Raw genomic sequence first — 15,891 nt, 5'->3', positions numbered from 1 at the left:
CTTCATCCTTCCATCACAAGGATTCTAAATTGCTCTGCTCAATGCGCGATATTTGGAAAGGCACATTTAGTTAAACTAATGTTTCATTTTTAACAGATGCGCAACCAACCTAAGATCGTTAACTTAAGTAGCACGTCAACCACACCGGAGCGTGAAGCTATGAAAGTACTGATTCAATACACCCAAGCAGGGAAATATCGAGATCAAGCGTGGGAGTCTTTAACTCTTCGATCTAAAGGTGATATGCAGGCAGTTACCCCTTCTTATGCTGCCCAACTTATCGAACAAAGCAAAGCGACACTTGTGATGACTGAGGAGCAACAAATCGTTATTCATCCATAACCGACTATTAGCCTTGTTTAACCAACCTTTGTTAGTTGTGCAAGGCTTACATCTCGCCATTACACGTTATCCATTTTATACACGACCAACTATATTTACATAAAAATCAATAAAATAGTTCTTATTTTCGTTCTCGACACTCCTTCAAAACGGCCTTACATTCATAGCTAAGATATAGGTTATCTGTTAGTCTCTTTATTTCTTCATGATAAAAATTAGGATAAAACCTTTGAAAAAGCATCGGTTTATTATAAGGATAGGTGCAATATGCAATTGATCTGGAACATTATTGGATACTTAATGTTCTCTGGTGTATTAGTTATTTTTTTTTAAACATTCTTTATAGGTATCATGCACCTTTTAATGCCAAAAGACATTGTCAATAGCTACTTTAAAGAACCTTATTTTAACACTTTCGAACTAGCTCTATTTACAGGTTGGCCTTACGCATTTTTCCGAACATTGATGTTTGTTCGTTTAATCGTTCAACCTAACTCAGGTAAAAAACGAAAGTTACCCGATGTATCCCAAGAGGTGCCTAGGTGGTACCGTCTATTATCCTTCATAATAATATGGGTAATTATCATAAACTCTACAATGTTAGCACTTGTATTTTTTATCGCAGGTTTTTTATCACTAGCAAATCATGTATGACCTTCACTTATCCAACCAAGTTTAATATCACACTTTAAATGTAAAAAATCACATTAACAATTTCATACAAATAATAAATACATCAGCTAATTTGTAACTTTTTAAAATGAAAGTCTAGAATGCAAAAAATAAACCTTTTTAAATATAGTTTTTTGTTAGTATCTGCACAAACAAATTATTAGCTAGAGGTGCTCTGTGTCGGGATTATTTGAGTATAAAATAAAAACTCATGATAACTTATCATCAATTATATTAAACATGTATGGTACTCCATATGAAAGGCTAAATTTATCACTTGATAATAAAAAGCTTACGAGTCTATCCGCATCGCTCGAAGTTGAGGGTTACCTGCGAATGCTCATATAGTTAAACAAGCCGAAAAACTGAATAAAATAGCTCAAGCATCTAAAGTGGGCGGACATGTTTTAGTCGGTGTTGGTCTGACGGCTTCCAGCATTCAGATTGCGAATACACAAGACCAACATGAGAAGAATGAAATTTTTGTTGAGTCAATAACTAGCACAGCTGTAGGAATGGGTACCAGCGCGTTAGTCGGTCTATTTTTAGTATCAAACCCTATTGGCTGGGTGACTGCCATTGTACTCGCTGCCGGTTCAACGGCTGTAGGTTATGCATCCGGTAAAGTGGCAAAAAGCTTTTATAATTCAATTGAAAGCAAGCCAAACTTAGTCGCTAGTACTGGAATAGAGTCTATATGCAGCAAGTAATCACATTTCTTTTTTACACTTTAATGACTGGTGTGATTATTATTTTCTTACAAACCATTTTTATCGGTGTCATGCACTTTCTGATGCCGAAGGAGATTGTTGGGAACTATTTTAAAAAACCATATTTTAATGAATTTGAGCTTTCTTTATTCACAGGGTGGCCTTACGCATTTTTCCGAACATTGATGTTTGTTCGTTTAATCGTTCAACCTAGCTCAGGTGAAAAGCGAAAATTACCTAATATTTCTAGAGAAGTACCAAAATGGTATCGTTATTTGTCGATTCTATTACTGGGTATTATCATTGTTAACTCTGTTGTCGTTGCCCTGACTTTATCAATTGGTGCCGTTCTTTTAGCAATTGAATGAGAAATTAACATTAAAATATAACGATGTACTCGACGAAGAGAGCTCAGTCAGAACTCTCTAATCGCCAGTGTTATTGCATACTGATCTCTACTCTTCTTCGTTGAGACGACGAATCAACTTAGCTGGCGTGCCTCCGTATAGACAATCTGGCGGCACATCATGGTTAACGACCGAGTTCGCCGCAATCACCGAGCGAGCGCCAACTGTTACACCTTGGTTGATGACGGAATTTCCGCCAATCCACACATCATCTTCAATCGTGATAGGTTTACAAAACGTTTCCCAACGTCGACGACTTCGGTAATCAACAGAATGAGAAGCGGTATAGAATTGCACGCTCGGTCCAATGAGCACGTGGTTCCCGATGGTAATTTTGGCACCATCGAGCATGACCACGTTCATGTTGATAAAGGTTTCTTCTCCTATTTCGATGGTCTTACCAAATTCACAATGAAAAGGGGACTGGACAATACAACGGCCTACCTTGCCAAATAGCTGCTTTTGCAATTCGTCGTGCTGACTTTCGTCGGTGTTATTATTAAGTGCTCTAAGTGCTTGAAGAGCATGGCTTCTAATGGCGTCAATTTCTTTGTCCATGCCATCAAAGACCTGGCCAGACATCATTTTTTCTAGTTCTGTCACTGGAAGACTCCTACAACCTGCAATTACTGCTTTCAGATTCTTCACAAGGTACGTGAACTGCGAAATAAAAAAAGAGAAAAGCCCGGACTTTTCTCTTTCCTGTTTTTATATTTTGTGGAGTCTGTCAACTTACACAATTTCCCAACTGTGGGTCATCTCAACACCTTCGCCTAGCATTAAGCAAACCGAGCAGTATTTTTCTAGCGAGTCAGCCGCCACTTTTGCTACGACTTCTGGGTCAAGCTCGTCACCTGACACTTCAAAGTGGATATTCACTTGCGTAAAGATACGCGGTGCGGTTTCACGACGCTCTGTGGTTAGCTTGGCATTAACTGACGAAACCTTTTGGCCTGCTGTTTTCAAACCATCAACAACATCGACAGAGCTACAGCCACCAGCAGCCATTAGTACCATTTCCATTGGGCTTGGTGCGGTTGCACCGCCATTGCCATCCATCACTACGGAGTGGCCCGACTGAGATTGCCCAAGAAATTTAAAATCTTCTATCCATTTAACTTCAGCTTGCATGATTTACCTCATTTAGCATCGCTCATTCAAGGCATCGTTGCCCTTACTAGCGGTATGTTTCTTGTCGATACTTTAGCTCTATCGCATAAAAGGGCAACGGAATTTTCAACATTACTGTAATTTTTTCGCTCGGTTACCTTTCTCTATACGTAACACTTTTTATTCAAGTAACACTTTCTACAAAAATAACGATGAGGTAGCTATGAAGAATATGTCTAAGTTATTGGCCGGTTTCTCCTTCGCACTTCCAGTCTTGTTTCTACTATTGAGTAAAACAGGTACCGCCGATACGATGGATAAGCTGAAGGCTTCAGAGAATACAAGAATCGCAACGCTAGCTGGCGGTTGTTTCTGGTGTACAGAATCGGATTTAGAGCAACTGCCCGGCGTAATCGATGTTGTATCAGGTTATTCAGGTGGTCATATTGAAAACCCGACTTACCGCCAAGTCTCTTCTGGTAAATCTGGTCATATTGAAGTGATTGAGGTGAAGTACGATCCTGCTGTTGTGAACTACGAACAAGTGCTGGATTACTTCTTCCGTCATATCGACCCTACCGACGATAAAGGTTCATTTGTTGACCGTGGTCCTCAATACCGTCCGGCGATCTTCTATCATAATGCGGAGCAAAAGCAGATTGCTAAGCAGTTTATGATGGAAATCGACAAGGCGATGATCTATCCAAAACCGTTGAAAACAGAGCTGATCGAGTTTGAAAAGTTTTACCCTGCGGAGTCGTATCATCAGGATTACTACAAGAAGAGTAGCCTGAAGTACAAATACTACCGCTACGCATCAGGTCGCGATAAATATCTCGACGAAGTATTTGGTGAAGATCGAAAAGAAAGCCCTAAAACACTTCGACAGTTGATTGAAGAAAAAAAGCTGCTTTCGAAAGTGAAAGCGTACAGTAAGCCTGCTCAGTCTGAAATCAAATCAAACTTAACAGAGCTACAGTATTACGTGACGCAAGAAGAAGGCACGGAGCGTCCGTTTGATAATGAATACTGGGACAACAAAGAAGCGGGAATTTATGTGGATATTGTGACCGGTGAACCGCTATTTTCTTCTACTGATAAATACAAATCTGGCACAGGTTGGCCAAGCTTTACTCGACCAATTAACCCGGGTTACATCGTGGAGAAAACCGATTATAAACTACTCTACCCTAGAACGGAGATCCGCAGTAAGTTTGGTGATTCACACCTAGGTCATGTGTTTAAAGATGGTCCGAAGCCGACGGGATTACGCTATTGCATGAACTCTGCTGCGATGAAATTTGTACCTGTGAACAAGATGGCGAGTTTAGGCTACGGCGATTACCTATACCTATTTGATAAGTAGTTTTAACCAAATTAGGAGTGAACATTCAGCGCGATGAAAGGTTTTAAATCCAACCTTCCCATGAAAGTCTGTCCGGTCTGTCAGCGCCCATTTTCTTGGAGAAAGAAGTGGGCGCGAAATTGGGAGGAAATCGTTTATTGTTCTGAGCGTTGCCGAAGAAATAAATCAACGAAAACGTAGGTCACTCCGACCCTCTCTGGAGTATGTTATTCCCTTTGTATTAACGTTTGTACGCGTTCTCTTACCAAGGTAATAACGTCCCATCATAAGCCCAAAACGCCCCGCTATCTTGCGGAGTTGCTTTTTCTAACAAGCCTAATAAATCCTTTGCGACTCGCTCTGGTGTGAACAGCTTTCCCTCTGGCACATTGGTTTGAAAAGGTGCCGACAAAGCGGTGTCTGTAGTACCTGGGTGAAGTGACAGCACCGTGCCATGTTTGACCATTCTTTGCCATTCGATCGACATGGTTTTGAGGAACATGTTTAATGCGGCTTTCGATGCTCGATAGCTGTACCAACCACCTAACTGATTATCGCTAATGCTGCCAACTTTGGCTGAAATGGTCGCAAACTTAGGTGCAGTACTGCATTTTAGCTTGGGAGTGAAGTATTTTGCCAACAGTAAACTTGGCAAAGTATTGACCGTGATGGTTTGCTGAAAGAAGTCTGCGTCGAGCGAGCTAAGATTCTTCTCAGGACCTTTCTCTTGGGTGTGCAACATACCAACACAGTTCACCAACCAATCGACGTGTTCAATCTGCTCACTGAACGCTTTTACCTGCTCGTCTTGCGATACATCCACTTGATGCCAAACGACATTTGGGTGTTGCCAATCTGGTTGCTGCTTACGATAAGTGGCATGCACGCGCGCTTGAGGGAACCGAGCTGCGGCTTCTCTCACCACTGCCAAACCAATTCCACCATTGCCACCGACGATGAGTATTTCCATCACAAGTTCTCCACGTTTTCTATGTAGTGCTCTGCGGTATCAAGAATCGCTTGGCGTTGCTGTTCTTCCATGTTGTCCCAAGAGCGGAAAATCATCCCGATTCGTGGATTGGCTGCGAGGCGCTTGTCGTGCTTGTTCATAAAGCGCCAATAAAGGCTGTTAAACGGACACGATCCTTCCCCACTCCTCGCCTTATTGTCGTAATGGCAACCCTTACAGTAGTCGCTCATTTTGTTGATGTAAGAACCACTCGCCGCGTAAGGTTTGGTGCCAACAATGCCGCCATCCGCAAACAATGCCATGCCACGTGTGTTCGGCATTTCGACCCATTCAATCGCATCAACATAGATACCGAGATACCACTCATCCACTTGATCTGGGTCGATCTCGGTTAGCAAGCAAAAGTTACCAGTGACCATCAAACGTTGGATGTGGTGTGCGTAGGCATAATCGAGGGACTGCTCAATCGCATTGCGCATACAGGCCATTTTGGTTTCGCCACTCCAAAAGAAGTTTGGCAGCTTTCTTTCTGCGCCCAGCTCGTTCTTTTTCGGGTAATTAGGCATGTTCGCCCAATAGACGCCTCGAATGTACTCTCGCCATCCTAAGATTTGGCGAATAAACCCTTCGACTTGAGAAATGTCGATGTCTGCGTTGGAATGAAATGCCTTGAGTGAAGCATCAATGACTTCTCTCGGGTGCAGTAATTTGCTGTTAAGCGAGAATGAAATTCGGCTGTGATACAAGCTCCACTTAGCGTCGTGCTGGCCTGTCATGGCATCTTGAAAACGTCCGAATAACGGCAGACAGACTTGGCAGAAATGCGCGAGTAAAGAGAGGCTTTGCGCGCGATTAATCGGCCACAACAAGTCCCCTTCGAGATTTCCGATGGTTTTGATGTCATGTCGTGCCAGCCGCTCAATAATGCCGTGGATGTCAGTACTGAACATCAAAGGTTGTGGCAGTTGTTCAATGTCTTTGGCTTTGAGCTTGTTACGATTATTGGCATCGTAATTCCATTTTCCGCCGACGGGCTTTCCGTCTTGCATCAAGATGTCGAAGCGCTTGCGCATACGGCGGTAAAAGTGCTCCATCATGATGTGTTTACCTTGAGGAAACTGCGATTCTATTTCCTCAAACGGCAACAAAAAATGTTCCGAGTCGACACAACGCGTCACGACCCCATCAAGCTTTAGTTTGGCTAACTGCTCCAGAAGACGGTATTCATCCGGGCGTTGATATTCAAACTTACTTGCACCAACTTCACTCGCGTAGTGTTGCAAGACTTGCTCAAGATCGTCGAAGGATTGTGTGTCATCCAACGTGAGATGCAGAACTTGATGACCTTCACTCTGACGCTCTTTCGCAAACTGTTCCATTGCAGAAAAGAACGCACACACTTTCTGAATATGATGCGTGACGTAAGTATTCTCTTGCTTGAGCTCCGCAATCAGGTAAAGCACTTGCTCATCCGGTTGCTGAAACCAAGAGTGCTCACTGTTAAGTTGATCGCCCAAGATCAATCGTACGGTTTCAAATTGCATTACGGTTTCTCCGATGACGAAGCTTTGTCACTGCTGCCCATCACAATCGGCCAATCGACCATGTCTACACTATCCAAATGCGCGCCAGGACAACGACCTTGCCACCTATCAATGAACTCCATGTGCGGGTCGTACATTTCGGTTTGCTTTTCGAGGTTGAATTGTCGTGAACCACGCGGATCAGCACCAACGCCTGCTAAGTATTGCCAATTTCCCCAGTTTGATGCCACATCGTAATCGACCAGTTGTGACTCAAAGTACGCCGCGCCATAACGCCAATCGAGGCCAAGCTCATGCACCAAACAACTGGCAACTAACTGCCTGCCACGATTCGACATATAACCCGTTTCATTAAGTTGGTGCATGCATGCATTCACGATAGGAAATGGCGTTTCACCTTTCTTCCATTGTTGAAAACGGTGCGCGTAAAAGCTGGTGAGTGGTGCTCGATTTTGGATGCCACCGAATCGGAAGAGCTGTCGCTTGTGTCGACGGGCATACCAATAAAAGTATTCACGCCAAAGCAGTTCGAAGTAAATCCAGTAGGTTGAATCATTTGCACCATTCTCCGCTTCATAACGTTTCAACATGGCATAAATAGTTTTCGGAGAAACGCACCCATGAGCTAGCCAAGGAGAGAACTTGGTGGAGTAATCCATGCCATCTAAACCATTGCGTGTTTGTTTGTATTCACTGGCTAGTGTGGAAGCAAAATACTGGCGACAATGTTCAAGCCCGCGGCTTTCTCCACCATGAAACGCAGCTTTTGTGTCAAAGTAATATGCAGTAACGGAAGGAAGATTCACACCTAAAGGAATTGGAGGTAACGAACGTATACTCTCGTGGGGCCGAGAGATGTCTAAACCTTCAACTTGCTTTCTAAACTGCGTGAAAGTCGTAGGCAGTTTGCTCAAGTCAAATGGCAGTTGCTCTTCCCTTAACAGGGTCCGGATTGCGTGCTGTTTTATTTTTACATGAGACGCGCCTTCAACTGCGCGATCTAACGCTTGTTGCTCATCCGAACCGGGAAAGGCGTCAGCATATATATGTGTGACGCCGAAGCGATTAACAGCATACTTGATTGCTTGATCGGGCGTCAGTTCAACTGCCCACAATCGCTGACCAAGGTGATTCAAAGATTGATTGAGTTCACTAAGCGATGAATCGAGAAACTGCAATTTCGCGCGCCCGAAAGAGGCTTCCTGCGCAAAGTGATGCAAGTAAGGCGTCATTGAAGGGTAGCAATACAAGCAAATTAACTCGTCCATTTCTACACTGGCGCTTTTCAACAGTGGGTTGTCGTGCAATCGCAAGTCGTTCGTGAACCAATAAAGTCCTATTTTCTTTTTCAATTCGCACCCTCAGATGTTAATTCTTCGTCTACGAGTTCTTTTCACGGAGACCCTGACGTTAAGCCTTTTGATTTACTTGCTTTTATACGCAAACGAGAGTTTGACGATCATTAGGTTACTAACGTTCACACGGAATCCATTTGCTGGATATCTCAAAACACGCAATACCACCAAACGCCTGTACATGTTTCATACTGATATTTTATAAAATTTGAATCCACCGGTATTGATCACGATCTTAATCACTCATTTTCTATATAAACCATGCAAAAGTGATAAAAATTAAAGCGACATTAGTTAATATCCGTTAATCTAAGCCCAATCCCATTTTGCTAGTACCATCGCAGAAATGACCGACGAGTTTAAGAAATCAACCGCTAATTTAAAAAAAGCGGTCCCACTGATGATCAAAAACCATGTTGCTGCCACGCCAGCCAACTACGCGCTTTGGTATACCTACGTTGACAAGACCATTCCAGAACTCAACTTTGAGTTAGACACGGTGTTAGAAAACTACGGTATTTGCCCGCCAGCAACCAATAAACAGCTTTACAACAACTATGTGGCCAGCAAAGCAGAAACCAGCCTTGAAGATCTTAGAACCAATGTAGAAGTTCTGCTACATGAAGTATCCAGTTCAATGAGCGATACGATTTCAGATACTTCCTCCTTTTCTGAGATGGTAGACAAAAGCTTTAATAAACTGGAAAAAGTTGAGGACAATAGCCTAAGCATTGAAGAAGTGATGGTGGTGATTCGTCAACTTGTCGCAGAGTCACACGAAATTCGTCACTCAACAAAGTTTTTGAATAGCCAATTGACCAACGCGAGTGAAGAAATTTCTCGCCTCAAAAACCAACTGGCTGAAGTACAGCAAGATGCGTTGTTCGATGGTTTGTCAAACCTATACAACCGCCGAGCATTTGACAAAGATCTCTCTTCACTTATTGCATCAAATCAGGCAATGACCTTAATCATGCTTGATATCGATCATTTCAAATCATTTAACGATAATTACGGGCACCTTTTTGGCGATACAGTATTAAAAGCCATTGCCCGCCGGCTACAACAAAGCTGTCGAGATGGGATATGTGCGTACCGTTTTGGTGGTGAAGAATTCGCGTTAATTGTACCTAACAAATCTCTGCGAATTGCTCGCCAATATGCAGACACACTACGCCGGATGATAGAAAAACTACGTATCAGAGATAAGCGCTCAGGCACACAAGTTCACAGCATTACCGCTTCTTTTGGGGTAGCAGAATTTGAGCCGGGTGATACGCCTGAAGCCTTAATCAATAAAGCCGATAAACAGCTTTATGAAGCAAAACAACTCGGTCGTAACCGCGTGATGCCAATTTAAATAAACTGGCTAAGCGAAAACGACTTTTATGATGAAAAAGAAAACCCCGCGCTGTAAAGTGCGGGGTTTTTGTATCCAATCATGAGTATCTTAATCGACGCTGTAACAGTAACTTAGAATGTAGTCGTCACCATTTTTTGCGGTATATTCTTTATCTTCACTGCATGCCATCGGCTTACCTTTTTTGTCGCCTTTGATTAGACTTATCCAATGGCGCATCGCGGTTGGTGCATTGCCAGTTAGTTCAGGATGAAACGTCGTGCGAGTTTCTAATTGAATATCGTCAATGTCCACTAATTCCACGCAACCAGTGCCTTTGTGACAGCCAAACAGCACTTCTACATGATTGCCCGAATCATCTTTAAACAAAATCGACTTTGGATCTTCCTTTTCACCAGTGTACGCCACAAAATGTTTCGGGCTTTTCAGGCCGCTATGCGTACCGTCTTTGAAGTAAGCCAATACATGGCGATAATCAATTACGTAACTTGATACGTCTTGGTGCGACCCGTTCTCCAATGGGAACATGCGGTCAAGCAGTTGCTTCGCTTTTACTTGTTTCTCACTCTGCTGCTCAGCACTTACCGCTTCGACGGCAAATACGGCTTCAGCGATAAATGGGCGTTGTTGTTGTTGCATCTCTTTTTTATCGAAGTTCAGCATATTCATCGTCATATCCTCGCACTTAAAAACTCGTCCTAGAGTAAAAACTTAAATCCTTTATTTAAGTTTCAGGCAATTCTGTGAAGTGGATGGTTAATTTCCTTGCCTGCTCATTATGTAGACTAGCGAAATATTGACTACAATTTCACAACAAAAATTTTACAATGTGAATTTTACAAAATGTCTGTGTCAAAAAGCCTTATTCGTCAGTCTCATTTTCTTGGTACGAAAATTCGTAACCTAAGAAAAAACAACCATTTAACGATGGAAGATTTGTCTGCCCGTTGTGTAAGAATTAATCCAGAGTACGCTCCTTCGGTTTCTTACCTTTCAATGATTGAGCGCGGAAAACGCGTACCGAGTATCGATATGCTCGAAGTGATCGCGGAAGTTTTTCAAAAAGATCCTGCTTGGTTTTTAGATGATGAACCCGAATTAGAAGCCATCACACCCAACAAAGGAAATCGTGGCGGGATTAGTGGCATGGCGTTGGAGCCGAGCTTTCTGTTCTCCAATGATATTCTTCAAATCGCGATACCAGAAATGCTCTCCCAAACAGGTATCACGGGGCGTCAGTTTGCCCACTTACTGATCCGCGCACACCAAGAAAACCATCAAAACCATTTTCCTGATTTAGAGCGCGCCGCCGAAGAGGTCGGCTTGAAGCGGCTGAATCTATCTGTAGAAGATCTCGTAGACATTGCAAAGAGTATGGGATTGGATATCCGCTGGGTAGATCGAGCGCCACAAGATGTGATTGATGAACTGGGCGTCAGCGCCAAACAGTTGATTACGTCTTTCATGGAGCCACCTGGGACTATTTATCTCAATAAACGAATGCGTGACTATCCAACCCGATTGAAGTATGACTTGGCGGTATATATCGGCCATCGAGTGCTCCATAGCAGCGATGCAATGAATAACGTTTTATCTATCGGGCATCAAAACAATTGGGAGCAAATGGACAGCCCTGTGTCGAACTCTGAACTCAATTCGCAAGATATCCTGCAAGCTTGGCGTGATTTTGAGTCCAGCTTTTTTGCTGGTGCCTTGCTTTGCCCCAAAGTACCATTTCGTCAGTTGCTTGACCGCTCCGGTTACGAAATTGATGTTCACAAAAAGGCCGGCGTTTCTCCTTCCGTTGCAATGCGTCGCATGACGGTGGTCTCGCCTTACCCTCATTGGCACTATTTTGATGCCTATGGCCCCGGCAAGTTAAAAGCAGTGTATCGAGGAAATGGTATTCCATTGCCTTGGGGCAACATGCGCAAAGTAAACGACCCTTGCCAGCACTGGGCGGTATTCCGACGCCTTTCCCAGCCTTTGGATACCAGTTCAGCGCAAATTTCGATTTTAAATGTTGGCGACGAGCCACGTATCTACTGCTGCGAATCGGTCAACGTATTTGACCCTGCGGGAAATAATCGCGTGCTATGTGCCGGTATTGATCTTAACCCTGCTATTTCTGCACAAGGTGGCGATGCCGTTTCCATAGCGGAAGAACTTAAGTCCCTTTGTGTCGCTTCCGGCGGAAGTAGTGTTATTCCTCCCCACATCAAAAAAGACTTAACGACTATCGCTAAGATATTAAACATCAACTGGATAGAGCGCGGGATTCAAACCCAAGCAAGGTTGATCTGCTCCAGAGGGGCGGTTTGTCCAAGACAACCTAGTTGTTACAGCAAGTGCGGAGAAGCTGATGAGACGGGCAGCTACGTGAATATCATCGGGCTTTAGAAAGAAAAAACGCCAATCACAATAAACGTGATTGGCGGTATATACTTGTGAACAATTTGTATTCACTAACAACGTCAGTTGGCTAGGTGACCCTCGGCTTAATAAGGGTCACTCTAAGTAAAGCACGATGCGTGCCAACTTTAAAAAAGCCGTTTTTTAGTAGATCCAGATGCATATCGTTGCTTTATTAACCATTAATTTCGCAAACTGCATTTGCAAAATGCAACATCATGCAAATATGCCACTGAATGCACTACTAATAACGACTCTCTCAGCAAAGTGTCTGTGAACATATGAAGTCACATATTCTTGCACCTCAATGATGATGAGATTTCGGGCTCCCAACTTTACCATTCCTCTAACCCCTTATTGAAACTGGGTTCAGGCTCATCCGCCATGCTTTTGTTGATACATTCTCTCATCGGCTATTTTCATCATTTGCTCAGGAGATGACATTTTCGGGTCAAATATCGCGTACCCAATACTGGCTTTCAAATAGATAAGCGTTTCATCGTAAATGACGGGCGTCGAGCATAGCGCTAATCGAAGTTTTTGTAGAAGGGACTGAACATTTTCTTCCGTTCCTGGGTGATGAACTACAACTAAGAACTCATCACCGCCCATTCTGGCCACGATGTCTGATTTACGCAGAGAGCTTTTTACCCTTTCAGCCGTAGCGATTAAAACTTTGTCACCTGCGTCGTGACCATAGGTGTCGTTAATGTGTTTAAACCTATCTAGGTCAATATTAATTAAGGCGAAGCTATAACGCTTTTTATAACGTTTCGCTATTTCGAACTGCTGCTTGTAAAACTTCATAAAATAGCGACGGTTTGGTAAATTCGTGAGTTCATCGTGTAAAGCTCTGTCATCTGCAATGGTATACAGTCGATAAATGGCGAACAGCGCGAGGCTAAGTGCGAATATAATGGGATAGCCGATTACTCTAGCTAAATGCAACTGATGCCAAGAGATTTGGCGATCAGCTTTGCCTCCAGAGAAAACCACCATACTCCACCCACCATAAGGAAAATGAACCATCTCTTTTGCATATACCATGCTATTTACACTTTGCGCGCCCAAGAAAGCATCACCAAATGAGCCACCGCTATCGTAACCACGGATCATTAAAGGGTAACGATACGAGAAATCAATTACGCCGGTTTCTCTCATCAGAGCATCGAAATCAATCACCGCACTGATCACTCCCCAGTAGTCCTGATTCATTGGAGGATCAAGAAAAACAGGCACACGCACGATCAAACCTCGGCCACCTTGGATCAATGTAACGGGCCCTGCGATGAAAATTTCTTGTACATCCTTGGCTTTTTGCACCTGTACCCACTGCTGTGGCACTGCGCGGTAATCAAGGCCGATTAGGCGCTCATTACCTTGGCGTGGAAATACATGACTAATTACATCATTTTTCGCGATACCGATGATTGTAATATGTTTACTTTTATTTAGGATTCGGTGAGCGGCGATACTCAATTCTTCTTCTTGGTTTTTAGGAAGTAACGTAATGAGTGTCGCTAAAGTACTGGCTTTGTAGATATCCGCCATAAGTACCGCTTCCAAATTGGAACGGAGAATGGAAAGTTGTTCTTTGGCCTCAACTTGAACTCGCTCTTTGTGAAGCTCTTGCTGGTTTCGATTTAACAGCTCGATAACCCCAATACACAAAGCGAAAAAGGTGAGGAAGAACAATGCAAAATAGCATCGTTTTCTGGGTAAATAACGCATTTTCTCCCCACAACTCGTATACAACTACGAGATTTTTTATTTATTGTTAAAATTCTTATTATCACAAGAATAACCAATCATAATCAGAAAGGTAACAGTGATTGACAACTTTTATGTTTTAGGTGTGAGATGATGCATCAACAAGGCGATTTATTTGGCGGCGATCTATGGCAAGAAGTAGAAAGAGGAAAACTTTATTATGATCCTCAATTTCTTAACCATCTTGAGGCGGATAATTACTTTGACCAACTTCGAAAGACACTGCCATGGCACCAAGAACACATTGCTATGTTCGGCAAGTCAGTACTTCAACCTCGCTTACAAGCGTGGCACGGTGATGCAGCATATACTTACTCAGGCTTAACCATGCAGCCTCACCCTTGGACTCCTGAGTTAACTCAGCTCAAAGTGCGTTGTGAATCAGTTGCTGATGTCACTTTTAATTCTGTTCTCGCTAACTTATATCGACACGGCCAAGACTCAATGGGCTGGCACCAAGATAATGAACCAGAGTTAGGTAGAAACCCTGTTATCGCATCTTTGAACTTAGGTGAAACACGTCGATTTTTGCTTAGAAATTTACATTGTAAAACTGAGATTGAATATGAGCTTTCTCATGGCTCCTTACTGATTATGGCTGGCGAGCTACAGCATCACTGGAAGCACTGCGTACCAAAAACCGCGAAAACCAAAGATGAACGTATCAACCTGACTTTTAGGCAAATTTTTAACTATTGACTCAGCTTTTACATTCTCAATTAATATTGATGGTAGGTTTAGGTTCAGGACTTCATAGGGAATGGATTTATGCGTATTAAACCTCTTAGCTTAGCGGTCTTACTCTCTTGCTCACTTACCTTTGCAGCTCAGGCATCACAGGAAGAGGTACCGCTTCTCGATAATACTCAATCAGCGCAGTTGATTCGTAGTACCTACGAACAAGAACTGTTCACTTTCCCGGCGTTTAAAGAGGGCCATTTTGGCTTACGCATGTACCGCCAAACATTAGATGAGAAATATCACGCTGCCATTTGGACCGACATGGCACAAGTAGCCAGCCGGTTAAACCAATTTGCTAATGAAGTCGTTGAACCAGAAGACATCATTCTCTATTCATCTCAAAGGCTGACCACGTATCAAGAGAAAGAAACCGAACGAGGTCAGCGACGCTATACCGTGACTAAACACCATCCTGAGTACCTTTATCTTGGTGTGGATTTGCTTGGCGCAATGGCAAGAGCAAACGAATATGGCCTAAAGCATAAACAAGACAAAACGCTGAGAAAAATTATTAGGCGCTACGATTTCTCGCGTTACGTTACGGACAAAGAGATGATAGAGGCATGGGCAGCTCAGCTTGCAAACCAAGTCTACTGGCTTCGTCAGCTAGGAGAGCAAGATGTGGTCGAGGAATTCACTCAAACCTTCCGTGACACCTACCCCGACGATAAAGATAAGATGCTTTCAGCTCAGCAGTATTGGAACAAACTCTATGGTATGACGCACATCATCTTTGCCGATTCACAGTATTATCAGGAGCGAGTAAGCGAGAAGAAACACCAATGGATTTATGATTACTTTCGCAACAATATCGACACTATCCTACTGCGCGCCAAAGAAGACGTGATTGCGGAAGTAGGCATTTCGTTTTTGTTAGCAGGCTTGGACCATGATCCGGTCGTAAAGAAAACCCGCCAAGCCATTCGTCACGCAATCAACGCAGAAAAAGGGATGATTCCGTCTGTCGACGGTAACTTTGATCTCAAGTACGGCGAACACCGTAACGTACTAGCCATCATGCTGCTCGATTGGAAAGGGGTACATAAAGCGCCAACTTATCAAGAGCACCCAGAGGCTTTTAAATCGATACCTTACGGCTTAATGCCCAAGCCTTAGAAATAACAAAACCCGCCATTTAGGCGGGTTTTTAGTG

At 43.2% G+C, this 15,891-nt stretch carries 16 protein-coding genes; 9 read left to right on the top strand and 7 right to left on the bottom strand.

Translation table 11 applies throughout. The features are described from left to right. The first annotated feature begins 159 nt into the window (after positions 1 to 159). The 3 genes from R7Z10_RS05030 to R7Z10_RS05020 all read left to right on the top strand — a co-directional run bounded on the left by R7Z10_RS05030 (position 160) and on the right by R7Z10_RS05020 (position 2,092). On the top strand, positions 160 to 342 hold the full coding sequence (locus tag R7Z10_RS05030) for a hypothetical protein (RefSeq protein WP_021035913.1): 183 nt from the start codon (positions 160 to 162) through the stop codon (positions 340 to 342). 1,064 nt (positions 343 to 1,406) lie between these two features. After that, complete coding sequence (locus R7Z10_RS05025; protein WP_318104201.1) at positions 1,407 to 1,724, top strand: hypothetical protein; 318 nt, start codon at positions 1,407 to 1,409, stop codon at positions 1,722 to 1,724. Next, on the top strand, positions 1,712 to 2,092 hold the full coding sequence (locus R7Z10_RS05020) for a hypothetical protein (RefSeq protein WP_005374128.1): 381 nt from the start codon (positions 1,712 to 1,714) through the stop codon (positions 2,090 to 2,092). The genes R7Z10_RS05025 and R7Z10_RS05020 overlap by 13 nt, the downstream gene beginning before the upstream one ends. An 87-nt stretch (positions 2,093 to 2,179) precedes the next feature. Here R7Z10_RS05020 and R7Z10_RS05015 read toward each other — a convergent pair whose 3' ends face one another. Then, positions 2,180 to 2,734: a sugar O-acetyltransferase gene (locus tag R7Z10_RS05015; RefSeq protein WP_318104198.1), complete on the bottom strand. Its 555-nt coding sequence runs from the start codon at positions 2,732 to 2,734 to the stop codon at positions 2,180 to 2,182. 129 nt (positions 2,735 to 2,863) lie between these two features. Beyond that, positions 2,864 to 3,262: an OsmC family protein gene (locus R7Z10_RS05010; RefSeq protein WP_005374132.1), complete on the bottom strand. Its 399-nt coding sequence runs from the start codon at positions 3,260 to 3,262 to the stop codon at positions 2,864 to 2,866. Positions 3,263 to 3,464: 202 nt separating this feature from the next. On the opposite strand from R7Z10_RS05010, the gene msrB reads away from it, so the two are divergent. Continuing rightward, on the top strand, positions 3,465 to 4,607 hold the full coding sequence (msrB, locus tag R7Z10_RS05005) for a peptide-methionine (R)-S-oxide reductase MsrB (RefSeq protein WP_005374134.1): 1,143 nt from the start codon (positions 3,465 to 3,467) through the stop codon (positions 4,605 to 4,607). Positions 4,608 to 4,640: 33 nt separating this feature from the next. Continuing rightward, on the top strand, positions 4,641 to 4,787 hold the full coding sequence (locus R7Z10_RS05000) for a DUF2256 domain-containing protein (protein WP_005374142.1): 147 nt from the start codon (positions 4,641 to 4,643) through the stop codon (positions 4,785 to 4,787). A 61-nt stretch (positions 4,788 to 4,848) separates the two neighbouring features. Here the strand turns inward: R7Z10_RS05000 and R7Z10_RS04995 are convergent, their stop codons facing one another. Genes R7Z10_RS04995 through R7Z10_RS04985 form a run of 3 tightly spaced genes read right to left on the bottom strand, consistent with a single transcriptional unit; the run spans position 4,849 to position 8,452 of the window. Beyond that, complete coding sequence (locus tag R7Z10_RS04995; RefSeq protein WP_064354492.1) at positions 4,849 to 5,556, bottom strand: SDR family oxidoreductase; 708 nt, start codon at positions 5,554 to 5,556, stop codon at positions 4,849 to 4,851. Further along, positions 5,556 to 7,100, bottom strand: coding sequence for a cryptochrome/photolyase family protein (locus R7Z10_RS04990; protein WP_318104195.1), 1,545 nt, complete (start codon positions 7,098 to 7,100; stop codon positions 5,556 to 5,558). Before R7Z10_RS04990 ends, R7Z10_RS04995 begins: the two co-directional genes overlap by 1 nt. Continuing rightward, positions 7,100 to 8,452 carry a DASH family cryptochrome gene (locus R7Z10_RS04985; RefSeq protein WP_318104192.1) on the bottom strand — a complete coding sequence of 451 codons (1,353 nt, stop codon included), beginning with the start codon at positions 8,450 to 8,452 and terminating at the stop codon, positions 7,100 to 7,102. The genes R7Z10_RS04990 and R7Z10_RS04985 overlap by 1 nt, the downstream gene beginning before the upstream one ends. A gap of 349 nt (positions 8,453 to 8,801) precedes the next feature. Between R7Z10_RS04985 and R7Z10_RS04980 the strand changes: the two genes are divergently transcribed. After that, positions 8,802 to 9,815, top strand: coding sequence for a GGDEF domain-containing protein (locus R7Z10_RS04980; protein WP_005374150.1), 1,014 nt, complete (start codon positions 8,802 to 8,804; stop codon positions 9,813 to 9,815). A 90-nt stretch (positions 9,816 to 9,905) separates the two neighbouring features. Here the strand turns inward: R7Z10_RS04980 and R7Z10_RS04975 are convergent, their stop codons facing one another. Continuing rightward, on the bottom strand, positions 9,906 to 10,484 hold the full coding sequence (locus tag R7Z10_RS04975) for a malate synthase (protein WP_005374156.1): 579 nt from the start codon (positions 10,482 to 10,484) through the stop codon (positions 9,906 to 9,908). 174 nt (positions 10,485 to 10,658) lie between these two features. Here R7Z10_RS04975 and R7Z10_RS04970 point away from each other — a divergent pair, with 174 nt between their 5' ends. Beyond that, positions 10,659 to 12,215 carry a DUF3612 domain-containing protein gene (locus R7Z10_RS04970; protein WP_085569243.1) on the top strand — a complete coding sequence of 519 codons (1,557 nt, stop codon included), beginning with the start codon at positions 10,659 to 10,661 and terminating at the stop codon, positions 12,213 to 12,215. Positions 12,216 to 12,602: 387 nt separating this feature from the next. Here the strand turns inward: R7Z10_RS04970 and R7Z10_RS04965 are convergent, their stop codons facing one another. Further along, positions 12,603 to 13,958, bottom strand: a complete 1,356-nt coding sequence (locus tag R7Z10_RS04965; protein ID WP_318104189.1) for a diguanylate cyclase — start codon at positions 13,956 to 13,958, stop codon at positions 12,603 to 12,605. Positions 13,959 to 14,090: 132 nt separating this feature from the next. Between R7Z10_RS04965 and R7Z10_RS04960 the strand changes: the two genes are divergently transcribed. Together R7Z10_RS04960 and R7Z10_RS04955 are read left to right on the top strand one after the other, a co-directional pair. Continuing rightward, positions 14,091 to 14,696, top strand: coding sequence for an alpha-ketoglutarate-dependent dioxygenase AlkB (locus R7Z10_RS04960; RefSeq protein ID WP_054728611.1), 606 nt, complete (start codon positions 14,091 to 14,093; stop codon positions 14,694 to 14,696). A 69-nt stretch (positions 14,697 to 14,765) separates the two neighbouring features. After that, the gene (locus tag R7Z10_RS04955) at positions 14,766 to 15,854 is read left to right on the top strand and encodes a DUF3541 domain-containing protein (protein ID WP_005384167.1); all 1,089 of its coding nucleotides are present in this window, start codon (positions 14,766 to 14,768) and stop codon (positions 15,852 to 15,854) included. Positions 15,855 to 15,891: the final 37 nt, after the last annotated feature.

The sequence above is a fragment of the Vibrio sp. Vb1018 genome (assembly GCF_033338775.1).
GTDB classification, from domain to species: domain Bacteria; phylum Pseudomonadota; class Gammaproteobacteria; order Enterobacterales; family Vibrionaceae; genus Vibrio; species Vibrio alginolyticus.
This window is presented reverse-complemented; position numbering and strand designations above follow the sequence as displayed.